Below are 18193 nucleotides of genomic sequence, written 5' to 3'. Positions count from 1 at the left end.
AAATAATATGGATTAGATTTCTTCGAATAACAATGAGCATATAGATAGCTGAACAGAGGAATAATTGTACTTTTCAAAAAAAGTTGTTACTATGAAGGTAGTGCTTTATTCAGTACATATTTAAAGAAATAGTTGATAGCCAACCACTGGAAGATTGATTTTGAGATGGGGGTTTCAAATCGATTTTGGAGGAACTTATAATGGTTAAAACGGTTTTAGTAGTAGAAGATGAAATGCCAATTGCAACACTATTAAAATATAACTTGGAACAAGCAGGTTTTGACGTTCTATTGGCGCATGATGGTCAGGCAGGTCTTGATACAGCAGTAGAACAATCACCGGATCTGATTTTATTGGATTTAATGCTGCCAAAACTTGATGGGGTCGAAGTCTGTAAAGAATTACGACGATTGCGTATCAATATACCGATAATTATGTTGACTGCGAGAGACGATGAATTTGATAAAGTATTAGGTCTAGAGCTTGGGGCTGATGATTACATGACAAAGCCATTCAGCCCGCGTGAAGTAATTGCACGAGTGAAGGCTGTGTTGCGACGTTTCTCGGGACCAGTTGTGGAAGAAACAGTCGAATCGAGTGAAGTAGTCTACACATTTGGTAATTTAAAAGTTTTCCCGGAGCGATTTGAAGCATTTATCGATGATGAGTCTTTGGAATTCACGCCAAAAGAATTTGAATTGCTTGTTTACTTGCTTGAAAATAAAAATCGTGTTTTAACACGCGATCAGCTGCTTAGTGCCGTATGGAACTACGATTTTGCCGGGGATACTCGAATTGTAGACGTACATATTAGTCATCTACGGGATAAAATTGAAGAAAATAGTCGTAAACCACTGTATATTAAAACAATCCGTGGTTTAGGTTATAAATTTGAGGAGCCAAAAAAATAATGAACGCAATGAAAAATCGTTTATTTTATTCGTTTATTTTAGTAATTGGATCAAGTTTAGCTGTTCTAGGACTGTTCATAGGGCAGCTTTTTCCATTTTTCGCAGACGAGTTTGTTCATGAAGTGACAAAGGATTCTGAGCAGCAATTGGAGCAAGTGATCGAGCAGGAACAAATAGAACTTACTGAGACACAGAAAGAAGCCATTTTAGGCACTTATGCAATAGATAGACAGGCTGAAGGACTACAAAGTACAAAACAAAAAATATATTTAATCATTGCCGCATTATTATTTGGCGGTCTCATTGTAATGAGTTTTATGGCATATCGGGTTGTGAGCAATTTTATAACACCGATTATTAATATTACAAAAACCGCGAGAGAGCTATCAAAAGGAAATTACCGTGCGCGCGCTTTTGCGAATGGTCCGACTACGATTGTTGAGTTGAGAAATTCCATTAATATTCTGGCGCGCAATTTGCAGGATATTACGAAAACAAGAGCTATTGAGGAAGAGCGATTAAAAACATTAATTGAAAATATGGGCAGTGCCTTAATGATGATTGACCGGGAAGGGAATATTTCGATTGTTAATAAGAAATTCCAAACATTATTTGAGCTGCCTAAAGAGAAGCTCATTGGCAATAATTTTATGATGCTCGGGCTGCCAAAAGAGCTTGAAAAGTTTATTGATCATGTATTTTTAACGGAATTACCATATCGTCAGCAGCTTGAAATGGAAATCGCAAATGAAGTGTATTATGAGCAAGTTTACGGGGCTCCGGTTGTTGGAGAACATGGACGCTGGCTCGGTGTCGTAATTGTAATGCATGATGTGAGTGAACTTGTACGATTGGAGCAGATTCGTAAAGATTTCGTCGCAAACGTATCGCACGAGCTACGTACACCGATTACATCGATCAAAGGATTTTCTGAGACGCTTCTTGACGGAGCGTTTAATGATGAGCAGATGCTGCTTTCCTTTTTAACGATTATTCATGATGAAAGCAATCGCATTCAAGTGCTCGTCAATGATTTGCTCGAGCTATCCAAAATTGAGAGACATGGCTTTACACTCGATGTAGTGCCGACAAAGCTGCAGGATATTTTAGTTCGGGTTGTTGATTTGACAAGCGCGCAATTAGAAAATAAAAATATGCAGTTTGATGTTGAAATAGAGCAGGATGCTGTTATTTTAGGTGATGTAAATCGGCTAATGCAAATATTTACGAATTTGATTAACAATGCGATCGCCTATTCTAAAGAAGAAACAACGGTTACACTGCGTATTAGTGCCAATGACCAATACGGGATATTTGAAGTGAAAGACGAAGGTATCGGTATTGAAAAAGCAGAGATTTCACGTATTTTCGAGCGCTTTTACAGGGTAGATCGGGCACGAAGCCGAAATTCTGGAGGGACTGGCCTTGGTTTGTCCATTGTAAAGCATTTGATTGAAGCACATAACGGGAAAATTATAGTACAAAGTGAAGTTGGTAAAGGTACGAGTATTAAAGTGTACCTGCCATTGAAAGATTGAAGCTTAACAGTATATTTACAAAACATTTAAATAACCTTTATATTGCGGTGTTATAGTTCTTTATAGAAACCCCCGTTTCTAAAAGAAGGTAACGCAAAACATGGAATTGAATATAATAATGAAGAAACTGCGCAGAAAATTGGAAGCTTTCTGTGTAGTTTTTTTATGTCTAAATTTCTGGCCCCTCAATTTGAAAAAATATGAAACTTTTACAAATGGTTACCCGTAGAATAAGAGGAAATTGAAAAGTAAGGAGGCTTTATATGATGAGTGTAAAAAGAACATTAATGTGGGTAGCGCTTATTCTCATGGCTGTCGTAGGTATTATTGTTGTGACGACATCCTGGTATACAGTAGATGAATCGGAACAGGCAGTAGTGATTACATTTGGTCAAGCGGATGAAACAATACAAGATTCAGGACTTCATTTTAAATTACCGTGGCCAATACAGTCTGTAGAAATTTTATCAAAAGAAACGTACAGTTTACAATTCGGCTATAAGCAAAACCCGGACGGTACGGTTGAAGCATTCGATAAAGAAACAAAAATGATTACAGGTGATGAAAATATTGTTTTAACAGATCTTGTTGTTCAATGGCGTATTGTTGAGCCAAAAAAATATTTATTTAGTTCACAGGAGCCGCGAGCGATTTTACATAATGCGACATCCAGTGCGATTCGTTCCATCATAGGCAGCTCAACAATCGATGAGGCATTAACGGATGGTAAAGCGGATATTGAAGCAGAGACACGCGAATTGCTTGTATCGTTAATCGAAAAATATGATATCGGTATTGGGGTTTTAGGAGTAAAGCTGCAAGATGTAGAGGTGCCGAATGCAGAAGTGCGTGCAGCTTTCACAGATGTTACCGATGCACGAGAGACAAAAAATACAAAGATTAACGAAGCGGAAAAATACGAAAACCAGCGAGTAAGTGAAGCGGTTGGTGAAGCAGCTGCAATTCTTTCGAAGGCAGAAGGGGAAAAGGCTTCACGTATCGAGCAAGCTACAGGTGAAGTAGCTTTATTTAACCAGCTTTATGATGAATACCGTCTGAATAAAGATATTACACGTGAACGATTAGTGCTCGAAACATTGGAGGCAGTTTTACCGAATGCCCAAATTTATATTATGAATGATGACGGCAGCGGTACGATGAAGTACTTGCCGATCCAGCCAATGCAAACGACACCTCCTTCTACAGAAGAGAAAAAAGAAGGGAGCAAAAGTGAATGAGTAAAAACAAAAATAACTTTGACGGCGATTTAGATGAGTTTGTGAAAAAACTGTTCGGCAACAAAAAAGGGTCGAAAGAAGTGAAGGAAGTACCGAAAGCAAACGACGCTGAACAACAAGTAAATAGCAGTAATATAAATGGGAAAAAAGCACCAACACCATTAAAGAAAGATAAGAAGCCGATAAATGTAAAACAATGGGTTTCTTCTGCTATTGTATTAACGGTTGTGTTTGCAGCATTAATTGTCGTATTTGCGAATCTGTATATTGTTAAAGAAAATGAATATAAAGTAGTTCGTCAGTTCGGGGAAGTAGTCAAGTATGAAAGTGAACCGGGACTTCATATGAAAATCCCGTTCATTCAAAGTGTGACAACTTTACCAAGCAATTTAATGACACATGATATGACAGAAGAAGAGATCAGTACAAAGGATAAAAAGCGAATTATTATTGATAACTATACTGTTTGGCGTGTAACGGATCCAAAAGCATTAATTTCAAATGCAGGACAGTTGCTCAATGCGGAAAATCGTATGGAGGAGTTCATTTATTCGGCACTTCGTACAGAATTCGGTCAAACGGAATACGGCGATATTATTAATGAAAAGGATTCGAAACGCGGGAACATTAATGACCGTGTTACTCAACGCGTCAATGAATTAATCGATTCAGCCAACTTTGGTATTGAAGTAATTGATGTACGTATTCGCCGTACAGATTTACCTGAGGAAAACGAACAGTCTGTTTATACAAGAATGGTTTCTGAACGTCAATCGATTGCGCAAAAGTATCTGTCAGAAGGGGATGCGGAAAAGCGCAGTAAAGAGGCGAAAACAGACCAGGAAGTTCAAGTGACTCTTGCGAAAGCAAACAAAGAAGCATCTGTCATCCGTGCAGAAGGAGAAGCACAGGCCGCACAAATTTATAATGCTGCCTACTCGAAAGACCCGGAATTCTACAGTTTATTCAGAACGTTAGAATCATATAAGAAAACAATCGGCAATGAGACGATGATTATCATCCCGTCAGACTCGCCATATGCAAAACTGTTATCCGGTCAAATAGATTAAATAATGTAAAAGCCAATTAGAATCAGCCATTCTAATTGGCTTTTCTTTGCATGGGAAAAAACTTCATTAAATTTTCAAATTATATTATTAGAAACTATTATTTTGCTGTTATACTATAGTATAGTTAGTTCATATAGGGGGAGTGGCGAAGTTTGAGTAAAGTAATACAGAATAGTTTAATTGCTTTTATTATGGCAACATCTGTAACGGCGCTTTTTTATCAGTCTAATATTAATTTCGTGAAGGTGGAAATTTTCCATATACCAATTTTATTTATTGTTATTTTAATATTAAGTTTATTTATTGCAGAAGATGTACGGGATTCATTCAAGAAAGTACTATGGTTTGAAAAACGTGAAGATAAGCGTCCGATTTGGCAAGTTGGTATTGGTATGATTTTTTATTTCACACAAATTGGATTTGTAGAAGTATTTGCGCGCGGGTTAATGCCATATGATTTAGGCGGCATGCCGATGTATGTCATCATACCATTTTTAAATGCCTTTTTATTAACGGTAATTTTTGAAGAAGTATTTTATGAAGAAAAACGCGAAGTAGTGAAGAACTTTAAATTTAAAAAGTTAAAATAAAGATTACAGGCTCCTAGCAATAGGGGCCTTTTTGTTTCCTTAAAAAATCTGACGAACACCACATTAAATATTGGCAATTCATGTGAACAATCGCTAAAGTAGAAAGAGAACATATAATCGTACCGAATGTCATTTGCGAATGTTAAATCATCTGCTAAATGAAGTTGGTGCCTCCGGCGGATGTCAAAGAATCGGTTTAAGGTTCCTGAAGAGTTTTGCATGTCCCTTAATGGCTGACTGACCCACATCCTTTGTGCCTAACCCGAATCTGGACGCAATTACGCCAAGGCAAAATTGATATATTATTGGAGGAACTTGCATGACAAAACAAAAATTGCTTTTACTAGATGGAAACTCATTGGCTTATCGTGCCTTTTTTGCATTGCCGCTGCTGACAAATGACAGCGGGATTCATACAAATGCGACTTACGGATTTACAACGATGCTGCAAAAAATTATCGGTGAGGAAAATCCGACACAAATGCTTGTTGCGTTTGATGCCGGCAAAACGACTTTTCGTCATGAATCATTCGGTGAATACAAAGGGGGCCGTCAAAAAACTCCGCCAGAGCTTTCCGAACAATTTCCATATATTCGAAAACTGATTGATGCATACAACATTAAACGCTATGAACTGGAAATGTACGAAGCAGATGACATTATCGGAACGTTAGCAAAACAGGCTGCTGGACAAGGGATCGAAGTTATCGTTGTTTCAGGAGATAAAGATTTAACGCAGCTCGCAACAGAGGATGTCACAGTATATATTACCCGTAAAGGGATTACCGATATCGAAAAATATACACCTGCACATATTGAAGAAAAATATGGACTGACACCGGAGCAAATTATCGATATGAAAGGGCTTATGGGTGATCAATCCGATAATATTCCGGGAGTTCCAGGCGTGGGTGAAAAAACAGCGATTAAATTATTGAAGGAACACGGGACGATTGAAAAATTATATGAAGCGATGGATTCATTGAAAGCTTCGAAAATGAAAGAAAAGCTGGTAGACAATGAAGAAATGGCTCACTTATCAAAAAAGCTTGCGACAATTCATACAGATGCACCACTAACAATTTCACTTGATGATTTAGCATATGCAGGTCCGGATGAGGAAGCACTTCTTAATGTATGGCAAGAGCTTGGCTTTAAATCTTTAATCGAAAAAAGTGATTTTGAAGCAGTAGAAACGGAACAAGCTGAATTAGTATTTGAAAATGTACAGGCTATTACAGGCGACATATTAAAAGAAACGATGGCAATCCACCTCGAGTTGGAAAACGAACATTACCATAGCTGTAATGCCCTCGGTTTAGCCTTGTCAGACGGAGAACGTACGGTTTATACAGCGATTGATAATGTAGTTGATAATGCGGACTTAAAAGCATGGCTGCAAGATGAAACTAAGAAAAAGTATATTGTGGACAGTAAAGCAACACAAGCAATGCTTCATCGTTTAGGGATTGAGCTTAAAGGCGTGGAGTTCGATTTATTATTAGCTTCGTACATTTTAAAGCCGTCGATATCAGGTGATGATGTGGCAACGCTTGCAAAGGAATTCGGTTATCAGGATGTCCAATCCAATGAAGCAATCTACGGAAAAGGGGCGAAGTGGGTTGTTCCAGGTGCGGATCATGTAGCTGAACATGTGAGCCGAAAAGCGGTAGCAGTTTGGAAGCTGCAGCCTTTATTAGAGCAAAAGCTGAAGGAAAATGAACAGTTTGAATTATACAAGGAGCTGGAGCTGCCGCTTGCACATATTTTAGGGGAAATGGAGAGCGAAGGGATAACTGTCAATATTGATACATTACGTCAAATGGGTGATGATTTGAAGGCAAAGCTTGAAGTAATGGAAGCGACAATTTATGAGCTGGCAGGCGAGAAATTCAATATTAATTCACCGAAACAGCTTGGTGTTATCTTATTTGATAAATTAGGCTTACCTGTCATTAAAAAGACAAAGACAGGATATTCAACAGCAGCCGATGTACTGGAGAAGTTACAGTCCGAGCATGACATTGTGAAGCATATTCTTGAGTACCGAACGCTTGCGAAACTGCAGTCAACATATATTGAAGGTTTAATAAAAGAAGTGCATAAAGAAGATTCAAAAGTGCATACTCGATTCCAGCAGGCATTAACTTCAACTGGGCGTTTAAGCTCAACGAACCCAAATTTACAAAATATCCCTATTCGTTTAGAAGAAGGACGCAAAATTCGAAAAGCATTTGTTCCGTCGAAAAATGATTGGATTTTGTTTGCGGCGGACTATTCACAGATTGAGCTGCGCGTATTGGCTCATATGTGCGGAGATGATGCGCTTGTAGAGGCATTCCAGCAAGGGATGGACATCCATACGCGTACGGCGATGGATGTGTTTAATCTTGAGAATCCGGACGAAGTGACAAGTTTAATGCGTCGCACTGCAAAAGCTGTTAACTTTGGTATTGTATACGGGATTAGTGATTACGGCTTATCGCAAAGCCTTGATATTACCCGTAAAGAAGCGGCAATTTTTATCGAAAACTATTTGCAAAGCTTCCCGGGTGTAAAAAACTATATGGATACAAGTATTGAAGAGGCAAAGAAAGCAGGGTTCGTTACAACGATTTTAAATCGCCGCCGCTACTTGCCGGACATTACAAGCTCGAACTTCAATTTAAGAAGTTTTGCAGAGCGTACTGCGATGAATACACCAATTCAAGGAAGTGCAGCGGATATTATTAAAAAAGCAATGATTGATATGAACGCACGCCTTGAACAAGAAGGATTACAGACGAAGTTATTATTACAAGTTCACGATGAGCTTATTTTTGAAGCACCAAAAGAAGAAATTGAAATTTTAGAACGTATCGTACCTGAAGTTATGGAAAATGCAATTAAGTTAAGTGTGCCTTTAAAGGTTGAGTTTTCATATGGTGCTACATGGTACGATGCGAAATAAGGAGTACCATTTATGCCGGAATTACCAGAAGTAGAAGGGGTCGTACGTGATTTACGGCCAATTGTAGAAGGAAAGACGATTGAATCTGTCTCTTTGTCGGATGTTGTTTATACATCACATGAAGCTGGAAAACAGGCGATTGTAAAAAACGCGAAGCCTTCTCAGTTTGAACTATTAGTACGCGATATGAAAATCGATAAATTGGAGCGCAGATCAAAATATATATTCTTTCATCTCAAGAAAGATGCTGAACGTTTTATTTTAGTGAATCATTTAGGGATGAGTGGCGCATGGTTTGTTGTTACTGATGTGCTGGAGATAACGGAAGAAAAATTCCGCAAGCATATTCATGCAATATTCACATTGGCAAGCGGAGAATTGCTTGTCTATGCAGATATCCGCCGATTTGGTGAATTACGGTTTATTAAAGAAATTGCCGATCATCCACCATTGTTAAAAATGGCACCGGAGCCTTTTGATGAAATCGCCTGTGATTTTTTCATCATGCAAAGTGAAAAACCGAAATTCGCGAAAAAACCGATTAAAGAAGTCATCATGGACGGTCAGGTGATTTCTGGTTGCGGGAATATTTATGCAACCGAAGCATTGTTCAAAATGCTTATTCATCCTGGAAAAGCAACGAATGAGTTAAGCCGCGAGCAGAAGACGACGCTCTTTCGTGTGATTTGTGATGTGTTGCAGGAAAGCATAGATTCGGGTGGATCGACAATTTCAGACTATCGCAGTATTAATGGTGGTGCTGGAACAATGCAGCATCGACTGAAAATGTATGGGAAAAAGCAATGTGTTGTATGTGAAACAAATACAGAGTCGCTCGTAATTGCGGGCAGAACATCAACATATTGTCCGCAATGTCAAAAATAAAGGGGAATTGCTGTGATTATTGGTTTAACAGGTAGTATTGCCAGTGGAAAGAGTACAGTTGCTAAAATGATTGAGTCATACGGATTACCAATCGTTGATGCCGATTTAGTGGCGCGGCAAGTAGTCGAGCCTGGTACACCGACATTAAAAAAAATTGCGGAAGCATTTGGACCGGAAGTCATTGCACACGATGGTTCAATGGACCGTGCAAAAGTGGGAAGTATTATTTTTCATGATGAAGAAATGAGGAAAACTTTAAATAGCATCATACATCCGGCTATTCGTGAAGAAATGTTGCGTCAGCGTGATGAATTAATGTCTTATGGAGAAAAAAACATTTTCATGGATATTCCGCTGTTATTTGAAAGCAAGCTGGAACATTTCGTTGAAAAAATCATTGTTGTTTCTGTAAATAAAGAAGTTCAGCTGCAGCGCTTAATGGAACGAAACGGCTTTACGGAAGATGAAGCAAATGCCCGTATTGCCTCACAAATTCCGGTAAAAGAAAAAGAACAGCTAGCTGATGCTGTCATCCATAATAACGGTACGCTGGAGGATACAGCAATTCAGCTTCAAAATATTTTGTATGAATGGAATGTACTGAAGTAAAATATAACCTCAACTAATTTTATTAAAAATTGGGTTGAGGTTTTTATTTTGAGGGTATGTATTATCTGAAAATAACAAATTTAATTTAGTGGATTAAATATGTTCAACTTTTTATAATATGTGTTATACTAATCAACGAATAAACAAAACGAATGAATCGTACTTTTAGGAGGATTTAAATAATATGACAGTTTCTATTGCAATTAATGGTTTTGGCCGCATTGGTCGTATGGTGTTCCGACAAGCAATGATGCGCGGTGACGTGAATATCGTAGCGGTGAATGCAAGCTATCCATCTGAAACGTTAGCACATTTAATTAAGTATGACACAAATCATGGTATGTTCCCGGGGACTGTTGAAGCAGTCGAAGGTGCCTTAATTGTAAACGGCAAACGTGTTGAATTAGTTAGTGAACGCGATCCATTAAAATTACCATGGGCTCAAATGGGTGTAGATATCGTAATCGAAGCTACTGGCAAATTTAATGAACGTGAAAAAGCAGCAAAACATATTGAAGCTGGCGCGAAAAAAGTTATTTTAACTGCTCCTGGTAAAAATGAAGATATTACCGTTGTTTTAGGTGTAAATGATGATAAATTGGATTTATCAAAGCATGATGTTATTTCAAATGCATCTTGTACGACAAACTGTTTAGCTCCTGTAGCAAAAGTATTAAACGATGAGTTCGGTATTGTAAACGGCTTAATGACAACAGTTCACGCTTATACAAACGATCAAAACAACATCGATAACCCTCACAAAGATTTACGTCGTGCGCGTAACTGCGGATCATCAATTATCCCAACTTCAACTGGTGCAGCAAAAGCATTGCGCCTTGTATTACCGGAATTGGATGGGAAAATTCATGGTATGGCATTACGTGTACCAACACCAAACGTTTCTTTAGTTGATTTAGTTGTAGATGTAGAAAAAGACGTTACAGTAGAAGAAGTAAATGCGGCATTTAAGGCGGCAGCTGACGGCAAAATGAACGGTATTTTAAACTTCTCTATGGAGCCATTAGTATCTTCTGACTACAATACAACAACGTACTCATCTACTGTAGACGGCTTAACTACGATTGTATTGGGAGACCGTAAAGTAAAGGTTATCGCATGGTATGATAATGAGTGGGGTTACTCTGCACGCGTAGTAGACTTAACAAAGAAAATTGCAAACGAATTAGCAACAGTAAATGCATAATTTTAATGCTTGTTAAAATGTGATAGATCACTTCGAAAAGGCGTAAATACGTCTGATGTAACAGAAAAACCTTTTGCGGAAAATCAAACCATTTTTGCAAAAGGCTTTTTCTATTGTGTGAAGCACCAATGCACTATATAATTGAATGACTTTCCATTGGAAAATTTCAACGCGCGTGAAGCACTATTTCAAGCGCGTTGTTTTTGTTATAATAGAATAAACTAAACTAACTTTTAGGAGAAATTATTATATGAGATGTCCAGCTTGTCAATACAACGGTACACGCGTTGTAGACTCAAGACCTGTTGATGATAATAAAGAAATTCGCAGACGTCGTGAATGTGAATCTTGTGCTTTTCGCTTTACGACATTTGAAAAAATTGAAGAAACCCCTTTAATCGTAGTGAAAAAGGATAGCTCACGCGAGGAGTTTAGTCGTGAAAAAGTGTTGCGTGGTCTGATCCGCGCATGTGAAAAGCGACCAGTTGCATTAGATCAATTAGAAGAGATTGTCCTATCAATTGAAAAGGAATTACGCCGATTAGGCAATGCGGAAGTACGCTCGGAAGATGTCGGGGAGATGGTGATGGACCGACTTGCAAAAATTGATGAGGTGGCCTATGTGCGCTTCGCCTCTGTTTACCGTCAATTTAAAGATATTACAGTCTTTATCGAGGAACTGAAAGAAATCATGACCCGTCAGTCAAATGACAAATAAGTGTTAGGAGGGATAAATGGTAATGATGAATCAGCTAAATCCATATGACCATTGTGAAATTCATTGCCCTCAAAATATCACTAGTGAGCATCAGCTTGCATTGCAATTATGCTATCAGCCGATTATCGGTGTTGAAGCTACCGCATTATATTTAAAGTTATGGGTTGAAACACAACAACACGAAAAAGCAACTTGTTTTCATAGCAACCTGCTAGATTCATTAAGTTTTAAACCGAAGCAATTACTACAAGCAAGAATTGTATTAGAGGCAATTGGTTTAGTGAAGTCATTTGAAAAAATGATGGATTCATATAAATCAATGAAGTATATTTTATATCCGCCTTTGACTGGCCGCGATTTTTTTGACGATTCGATTCTTTCGGTAGCGCTTTTACGAAAAATCGGTCGTGAACAGTATGAAGCATTGCGAAATAAATTAACGAAACATGATATTTCCTTACATGGATACAAAGATGTGACATGCAGCTTTAACGATGCATTTGTAGCAATAACAGAAACTGAGCTAAAGCAAGTCATGCAGGAAAATACAGGTTCGGTAAATGAACGTTCAAAAATGTCGTACCCGTTTGAGTATGACTTATTTGATTTTAAAAGCTTCATGATGGGCATGAGCCAAAACTTGATTCCAAGTAAATTATTTACACTTGATATTAAAATTGCTATTGCCAAATTAGCTTTCATGTACAATTTCTCTGTAACGGACATGCAAAGAATTGTGTTATTGGCATGGGATACAGATGATGGACTTACGAAAAAAGAGCTGGAAAAACGCTGTGAAGAATATTACCAGTTGAACGTCGGTGTCTCGAAACCGAAACTGATCAAAAAACAGGACATTTTCCGTTCGGTAGAAGTAATGAACACTGCACCTGCAAAAACACAGCGAAATATTAATGATAAAGAAGGTTTAATCGAGTATTTAGAAAAAACCTCACCGATAGAAGTTTTTCAAAAGTTTAATGGTTATTTGCCACCGGAATCCGTTGTAATGGAATTTAACAATTTCATTAGAAAAGGGGTATCTTACGGCACATTGAATGTTTTGATTCATTATATTTCAATGAATGATGAACTGAATTACAATAAAAACTTTATGAAGGTTGTCATGAATAACTGGCTGAAAAAAGGTGCAAAAACAGCTGAAAATACAATGGAAATTGCAAAAGTTGAACATAGCTACCGTGATCGTAAATCGAAAAATTTATCGCAAATTACGGTTACGAATAACGATTTGAATAAAGTTGAAGAAAATAATAACTCGAAAAATGATTCTCCTGAATCAGCGTTAGTTGATTTTAAAAATTCTACGCCTTATCAGTATTTACTTATATTGACTCATGGTGAAGAACCGTTTTCAGGGCATGTGAAAATAGCAGAATCGCTTTACAGTTCTTATGATATACCGATCGAAGTGGCGAACGTCATTATTCGCCATGTTTGGGATTCAACAAAAGGGAACCTACCAGAATCGTTTGTAGAAGCGTTGGCATCTGAAATCAGATACAATCAAATTAAAACAGCAGAGCAAGCATTGGACTATATTGAAAAGCGAAATGAACGCAATCTTATTAAAGTGACAGAAGATTATTTAACGGTAGATGACCAATCAATTCACTATGATAAAACGGTTCCTTATTATTTCTTGAAATCGCTGTATAAAGGGAAAAAGCCGGTAAAATTTATTGTCGATTTAGCGGAGGAACTCGTATTGCAGCAAGGGCTTTCGGTCGGCGCTGTCAACGTGCTGATGGAATATGCCTACAACGAGAGTAACGGGAAACTGACAAAAAACTTTGTGCAGTCAATCGCAGGTAACTGGATGTTAAATCCGCCTGCAAATGCTTTGGAAGCCCTTCGTATTGTTGAAGAAAGCGATGGATCTCAATTGAAGGCTTCTAAAATTACGATGGATACACCGCTTGCATTTAAAGTTACGGTTAAAGATATGTCAAAATGGATTCCGGCTTTCGATGAAACATTGCCATATGATTTCATGAAAAACTTACTTAACGGTAAAGAACCGGTTGAAATGTTAGTGAAGCAAGTGGATGACCTTGTATTAAAACATGGCATTAAAGTTGGTGTTGTCAACGCAATTCTTGAATTTATATTAACGAATAAAACGAGCCGTTTTGGACGTAATCAAATTCAGACGCTGGCACTAAATATGCAGCTGAAAGATATCCTGTTGGCTAAAGATGCACTTGCTTACATTGAAACAAATTATAAAGAAAACAAAGTAGACGTGAAAATTACCGAGCAGGATTTACCGAAATATTATCCGGGGGATTATGTGTTTACGCCTGAATTGGCCCGCTATGAAAAAGCGACGCCTTATCTTTTTACAAAAGAATTAAACGATGGTCATGAACCATTTGCGTATGTTGTCGCAACAGCAGAAAAGTTAATCCTGCATTACAAGATGATCCCGGCTGTCGTCAATTACATGCTAGAGTATGTAATGGAAAAGACAGAAGGTGCATTGCCTGAAAAATATATTAACAGTGTCGCAAATACATGGCGAAACAATAAAATTCAGACGATTACCCAAGCGAAAGTATATACTGAAATGCAAGACAAGAAGAACAAACAACGCGGTGCAAGGAAAGTTGGGGTAGTGCCGGATTGGTTTAAAGAAAAAGATCAGGTACCTGTACAACAAACTAATTCTAGCAATACTCAAAACCCAATTGATTTTGAAGAGCAACGCAAAAAGTTATTAGAGCAATTAAATAGTGATTAAAAAGCAGGTGAGTACGATCGAACCAATAAAAGATTCGCTCAATAAAATTAACATCCCATCATTTGAGCAAAAATATAATGAATTAAAAAACCGGGTGCTTTCACATCCAAGTGTACAACAGTTTATGAATGACCATAATATGACGGAAAACTCGGCTGTTATTCAATATGGAATGACGACACTTTTTGAATTTGTAGAGCAAAAGCACACTTGCTGTGGAGCCGGTTCAACATCGCAGTGTCAAAATTTCTATAAAGGCCATGTTCCGCAATTAATGCTTTCAAATGGTCAGATTAATATTATTTACCGCAAGTGTGAGCAAATGTTAAAAGAAGATGATCAGCGTGAGCTAGCTTCAATGATGAAGACCATGTATATGCCAAAAGATGTCCTGAATGCAGACTTTAATGAAATGGATATGAATGATAACTCCCGTATGGCTGCAACACAGTTTATGGTCGAATTCAGGAAGCAATATCGGGAAACAAAAGAACTTCCTGCAAAAGGGCTGTATTTATACGGAACATTTGGTGTTGGCAAAACCTATATTTTAGGTGCCATCGCAAATGCTTTATCCAAAGAACGGATTCAAACTTTGTTAGTGTATATGCCGGAATTCATCCGAGAATTAAAGTCGTCGGTAACAGAGGGATCGATTGAGCAGAAAATCGATTTTGTAAAAAAAGTGCCGGTACTGATGCTGGATGATGTAGGTTCAGAGCCGATTTCTACATGGACAAGAGATGAAATTATCGGGTCAATCTTGCATTATCGAATGGCGGAAAAATTACCGACGTTTATATCGTCCAACTTCAATTACAAACAATTGGAAGAACAATGGGCGGTAACCGAACATGGGGCAATTGACGAAATGAAATCGGGCCGTATTTTACAACGAGTACAGGCATTAACAACACCGCTTGAAATTACAGGAACAAACCGCAGAAAATAAAATATTGAAAGTTTTATTTTTCAATATTGCATTTCTGCAAAATCGAGCGTATACTTTGTACGTAAATAAACAATAAATGCATTGAAAAGGACAACAAGTTTAACGAACTGGCTTTTAGAGAGGGAAGACACGGCTGCAAGCTTCCTAGCACAAGCGTTTTACTTTACTACCTTCGAGCAGTGACGGGGCCAATCCGTCATCGTTTCTCAGTACGTTAACTGACCGAGAGCTTCTGATTCGTTTTGCGAAGAAGGAAGAAGGGTGGCACCACGAGCATACAGCATCGTCCCTTTGTTGGGACGGTGCTTTTTATTTTGCCTTAATATATTTTGGCTGATAAAAAATATTGGGAGCAAATTAATTTATAGCTATAGATTAGTTAATTGTAGTGTAGGGCGGCGACTCCAGCGGGAATAGCGTGACGCCTGAGACGCTCGTGTAAGGCCACGCCCGCGGAAAGCGTCCGCCCGAAACGGAAATCAACGGATTAGGATGACGACACTTTGCTACTCTCAATTAAATAAAAACCTTATAAGGAGGACAACAACATGTCAGAAATGATCAAATTAACATTCCCGGATGGCGCAGTAAAGGAATTTGCCAAGGGAACATCTACATTAGACGTTGCAGGCTCAATCAGCCCAGGTCTTAAAAAATCAACTTTAGCCGGGAAAATCAACGGCACATTAATCGATGCCAAAACAGGAATCGAACAAGATGGTGCGATCGAAATCATTACTAACAAATCAGACGAAGCGTTAGAAATTCTTCGCCATTCAACTGCCCACTTAACAGCACAGGCAGTAAAACGTCTTTACCCGGATGCAAAATTAGGTATCGGTCCAGTTATCGATTCAGGCTTCTACTATGACATCGATTCACCAACACCGATTACTGCAGAAGATTTACCAGCAATCGAAAAAGAAATGAAAAAAATCATTGCTGAAAACATCGAAATCGAGCGTAAAAACGTTTCTCGTGATGAAGCACAAAAAATATACGAGGAAGTCGGCGACGAATACAAATTAGAACTACTTGAAGCAATACCAGCAGATGACCAAGTATCAATCTATTACCAAGGCGATTTCTTTGACCTTTGCCGTGGTGTACACGTACCATCTACAGGCAAATTAAAAGAGTTCAAATTATTATCATTAGCAGGTGCTTACTGGCGCGGTAACTCAGACAACAAAATGTTACAACGTATTTACGGTACTGCATTCTTCACTAAAGACGAGTTGAAGCACCACCTTCAAATGCTTGAAGAAGCAAAAGAACGTGACCACCGTAAAATCGGTAAAGAATTGGATTTATTCATGACTAGCCAAACAGTTGGTCAAGGTTTACCACTTTGGTTACCAAACGGTGCAACAATCCGCCGTACTATTGAACGTTATATTGTAGATAAAGAATTATCTTTAGGTTACAAACACGTTTACACACCAGTGCTTGGCTCGAAAAAATTATACGAAACATCAGGACACTGGGAGCACTATCAAGAGGGCATGTTCCCGCCAATGGAAATGGACAATGAAACACTTGTTTTACGTCCAATGAACTGTCCTCACCATATGATGGTATTCAAAAACGGTCTGCACTCTTACCGTCACTTACCAATCCGTATCGCAGAACTTGGAACAATGCACCGTTATGAAATGAGTGGTGCCGTATCTGGTCTACAACGAGTACGTGGGATGACTTTAAATGATGCGCACATTTTCGTACGTCCGGATCAAATTAAAGCAGAATTCAAAAAAGTAGTAGAACTGATTTTAGAAGTTTATAAAGACTTTGATCTTAAAGATTTCTCATTCCGTCTTTCTTACCGCGATCCGAACAACACTGAGAAATACTTTGATGACGATCAAATGTGGGAAACTGCACAAGCGATGTTAAAAGAAGCAATGGATGAGCTTGGTTATGATTACTTCATCGCAGAAGATGAAGCAGCATTCTATGGTCCGAAGCTAGACGTTCAAGTAAAAACAGCTATTGGTAAAGAGGAAACATTATCGACTGCACAACTTGACTTCTTATTACCACAACGCTTCGACCTTTCTTACATTGGTGAAGACGGTCAGCCTCAACGCCCAGTTGTTATCCACCGTGGTGTTGTATCGACAATGGAACGTTTCGTAGCATTCTTAATTGAAGAATACAAAGGGGCATTCCCGACTTGGTTGGCGCCAGTGCAAGCAACAATTATTCCTGTATCAAACGCAGTGCACTATGATTATGCACGTGAAGTACAAGAAAAATTAGCTGCAGCTGGTATCCGTGTTGAAATGGATGACCGCGAAGAAAAACTAGGTTATAAAATCCGTGAAGCACAAATGCAAAAAATCCCGTACATGCTTGTACTTGGAGATAAAGAAGTAGCAGAAAATGCGGTAAATATCCGCCGTTACGGTTCGAAGGATTCAGAAACAATCAGCTTTGAACAGTTCCTGGCAGACATTACTGCAGAAGTGAAGAAATAAAATGAAAAGGTGTCCCGCATTTTGCGGGACACCTTTATTATCGTCAATAATGGCAAGCTTCGATATCGATATTAATAACATATTTTACATCGATAAAATGTTGGTCCCTAATTAGATACCACGAATATTTTGAGTGAAACCCGGAAGTGAAAATTAATTTCATTTATTTTTTAAAGTAAATTAATCATATAAAAATGCTTGACGGTAATTGGATCTCATGTTAAGATTATTTAAGTTATGAATACAAAAGTTTGAAAGTAGAGGCTGCCCGCTTCTCACCTGAC

Annotated in this window: 13 protein-coding genes; all 13 read left to right on the top strand. The window is 38.2% G+C overall.

Annotation, left to right across the window (positions count from 1 at the left end):
• Window positions 1–200 precede the first annotated feature (200 nt).
• The 13 genes from MHH37_RS14620 (at window position 201) to thrS (ending at window position 17909) form a co-directional block, all read left to right on the top strand.
• A complete protein-coding gene (locus MHH37_RS14620) occupies window positions 201–911 on the top strand; it encodes a response regulator transcription factor (protein ID WP_008407749.1) in 711 nt (236 codons plus the stop codon).
• The gene (locus MHH37_RS14615) at window positions 911–2449 is read left to right on the top strand and encodes a HAMP domain-containing sensor histidine kinase (RefSeq protein WP_008407748.1); all 1539 of its coding nucleotides are present in this window, start codon (window positions 911–913) and stop codon (window positions 2447–2449) included. The genes MHH37_RS14620 and MHH37_RS14615 overlap by 1 nt, the downstream gene beginning before the upstream one ends.
• A 266-nt stretch (window positions 2450–2715) precedes the next feature.
• A complete protein-coding gene (gene hflK / locus MHH37_RS14610; RefSeq protein ID WP_173364536.1) occupies window positions 2716–3687 on the top strand; it encodes an FtsH protease activity modulator HflK in 972 nt (323 codons plus the stop codon).
• Complete coding sequence (locus MHH37_RS14605; protein WP_342573619.1) at window positions 3684–4757, top strand: protease modulator HflC; 1074 nt, start codon at window positions 3684–3686, stop codon at window positions 4755–4757. Before hflK ends, MHH37_RS14605 begins: the two co-directional genes overlap by 4 nt.
• A gap of 152 nt (window positions 4758–4909) precedes the next feature.
• On the top strand, window positions 4910–5347 hold the full coding sequence (locus MHH37_RS14600) for a hypothetical protein (protein ID WP_008407745.1): 438 nt from the start codon (window positions 4910–4912) through the stop codon (window positions 5345–5347).
• Between the two features lie 319 nt (window positions 5348–5666).
• Window positions 5667–8297, top strand: coding sequence for a DNA polymerase I (gene polA, locus MHH37_RS14595; RefSeq protein WP_342573618.1), 2631 nt, complete (start codon window positions 5667–5669; stop codon window positions 8295–8297).
• A 12-nt stretch (window positions 8298–8309) separates the two neighbouring features.
• Entirely contained in the window at window positions 8310–9182 is an 873-nt protein-coding gene (mutM, locus tag MHH37_RS14590; protein ID WP_342573617.1) for a bifunctional DNA-formamidopyrimidine glycosylase/DNA-(apurinic or apyrimidinic site) lyase, read from the top strand.
• A 12-nt stretch (window positions 9183–9194) separates the two neighbouring features.
• The gene (gene coaE / locus MHH37_RS14585) at window positions 9195–9791 is read left to right on the top strand and encodes a dephospho-CoA kinase (RefSeq protein ID WP_065215518.1); all 597 of its coding nucleotides are present in this window, start codon (window positions 9195–9197) and stop codon (window positions 9789–9791) included.
• Window positions 9792–9975: 184 nt separating this feature from the next.
• The gene (locus MHH37_RS14580; RefSeq protein WP_008407737.1) at window positions 9976–10995 is read left to right on the top strand and encodes a glyceraldehyde-3-phosphate dehydrogenase; all 1020 of its coding nucleotides are present in this window, start codon (window positions 9976–9978) and stop codon (window positions 10993–10995) included.
• Between the two features lie 250 nt (window positions 10996–11245).
• The gene (nrdR, locus tag MHH37_RS14575; RefSeq protein WP_014823133.1) at window positions 11246–11713 is read left to right on the top strand and encodes a transcriptional regulator NrdR; all 468 of its coding nucleotides are present in this window, start codon (window positions 11246–11248) and stop codon (window positions 11711–11713) included.
• Window positions 11714–11735: 22 nt separating this feature from the next.
• The gene (locus MHH37_RS14570; RefSeq protein WP_342573616.1) at window positions 11736–14477 is read left to right on the top strand and encodes a DnaD domain protein; all 2742 of its coding nucleotides are present in this window, start codon (window positions 11736–11738) and stop codon (window positions 14475–14477) included.
• Complete coding sequence (gene dnaI / locus MHH37_RS14565) at window positions 14470–15429, top strand: primosomal protein DnaI (RefSeq protein ID WP_008407732.1); 960 nt, start codon at window positions 14470–14472, stop codon at window positions 15427–15429. The genes MHH37_RS14570 and dnaI overlap by 8 nt, the downstream gene beginning before the upstream one ends.
• Before the next feature lie 548 nt (window positions 15430–15977).
• On the top strand, window positions 15978–17909 hold the full coding sequence (gene thrS / locus MHH37_RS14560; RefSeq protein WP_342573615.1) for a threonine--tRNA ligase: 1932 nt from the start codon (window positions 15978–15980) through the stop codon (window positions 17907–17909).
• Window positions 17910–18193 lie beyond the last annotated feature (284 nt).

Origin of the sequence: Solibacillus sp. FSL K6-1781 (assembly GCF_038630735.1) — a bacterium.
Classification (GTDB): Bacteria; Bacillota; Bacilli; order Bacillales_A; family Planococcaceae; genus Solibacillus; species Solibacillus silvestris.
Note: the sequence above shows the minus strand (reverse complement) of the source record. Positions and strands in the feature narration are given on the sequence as shown.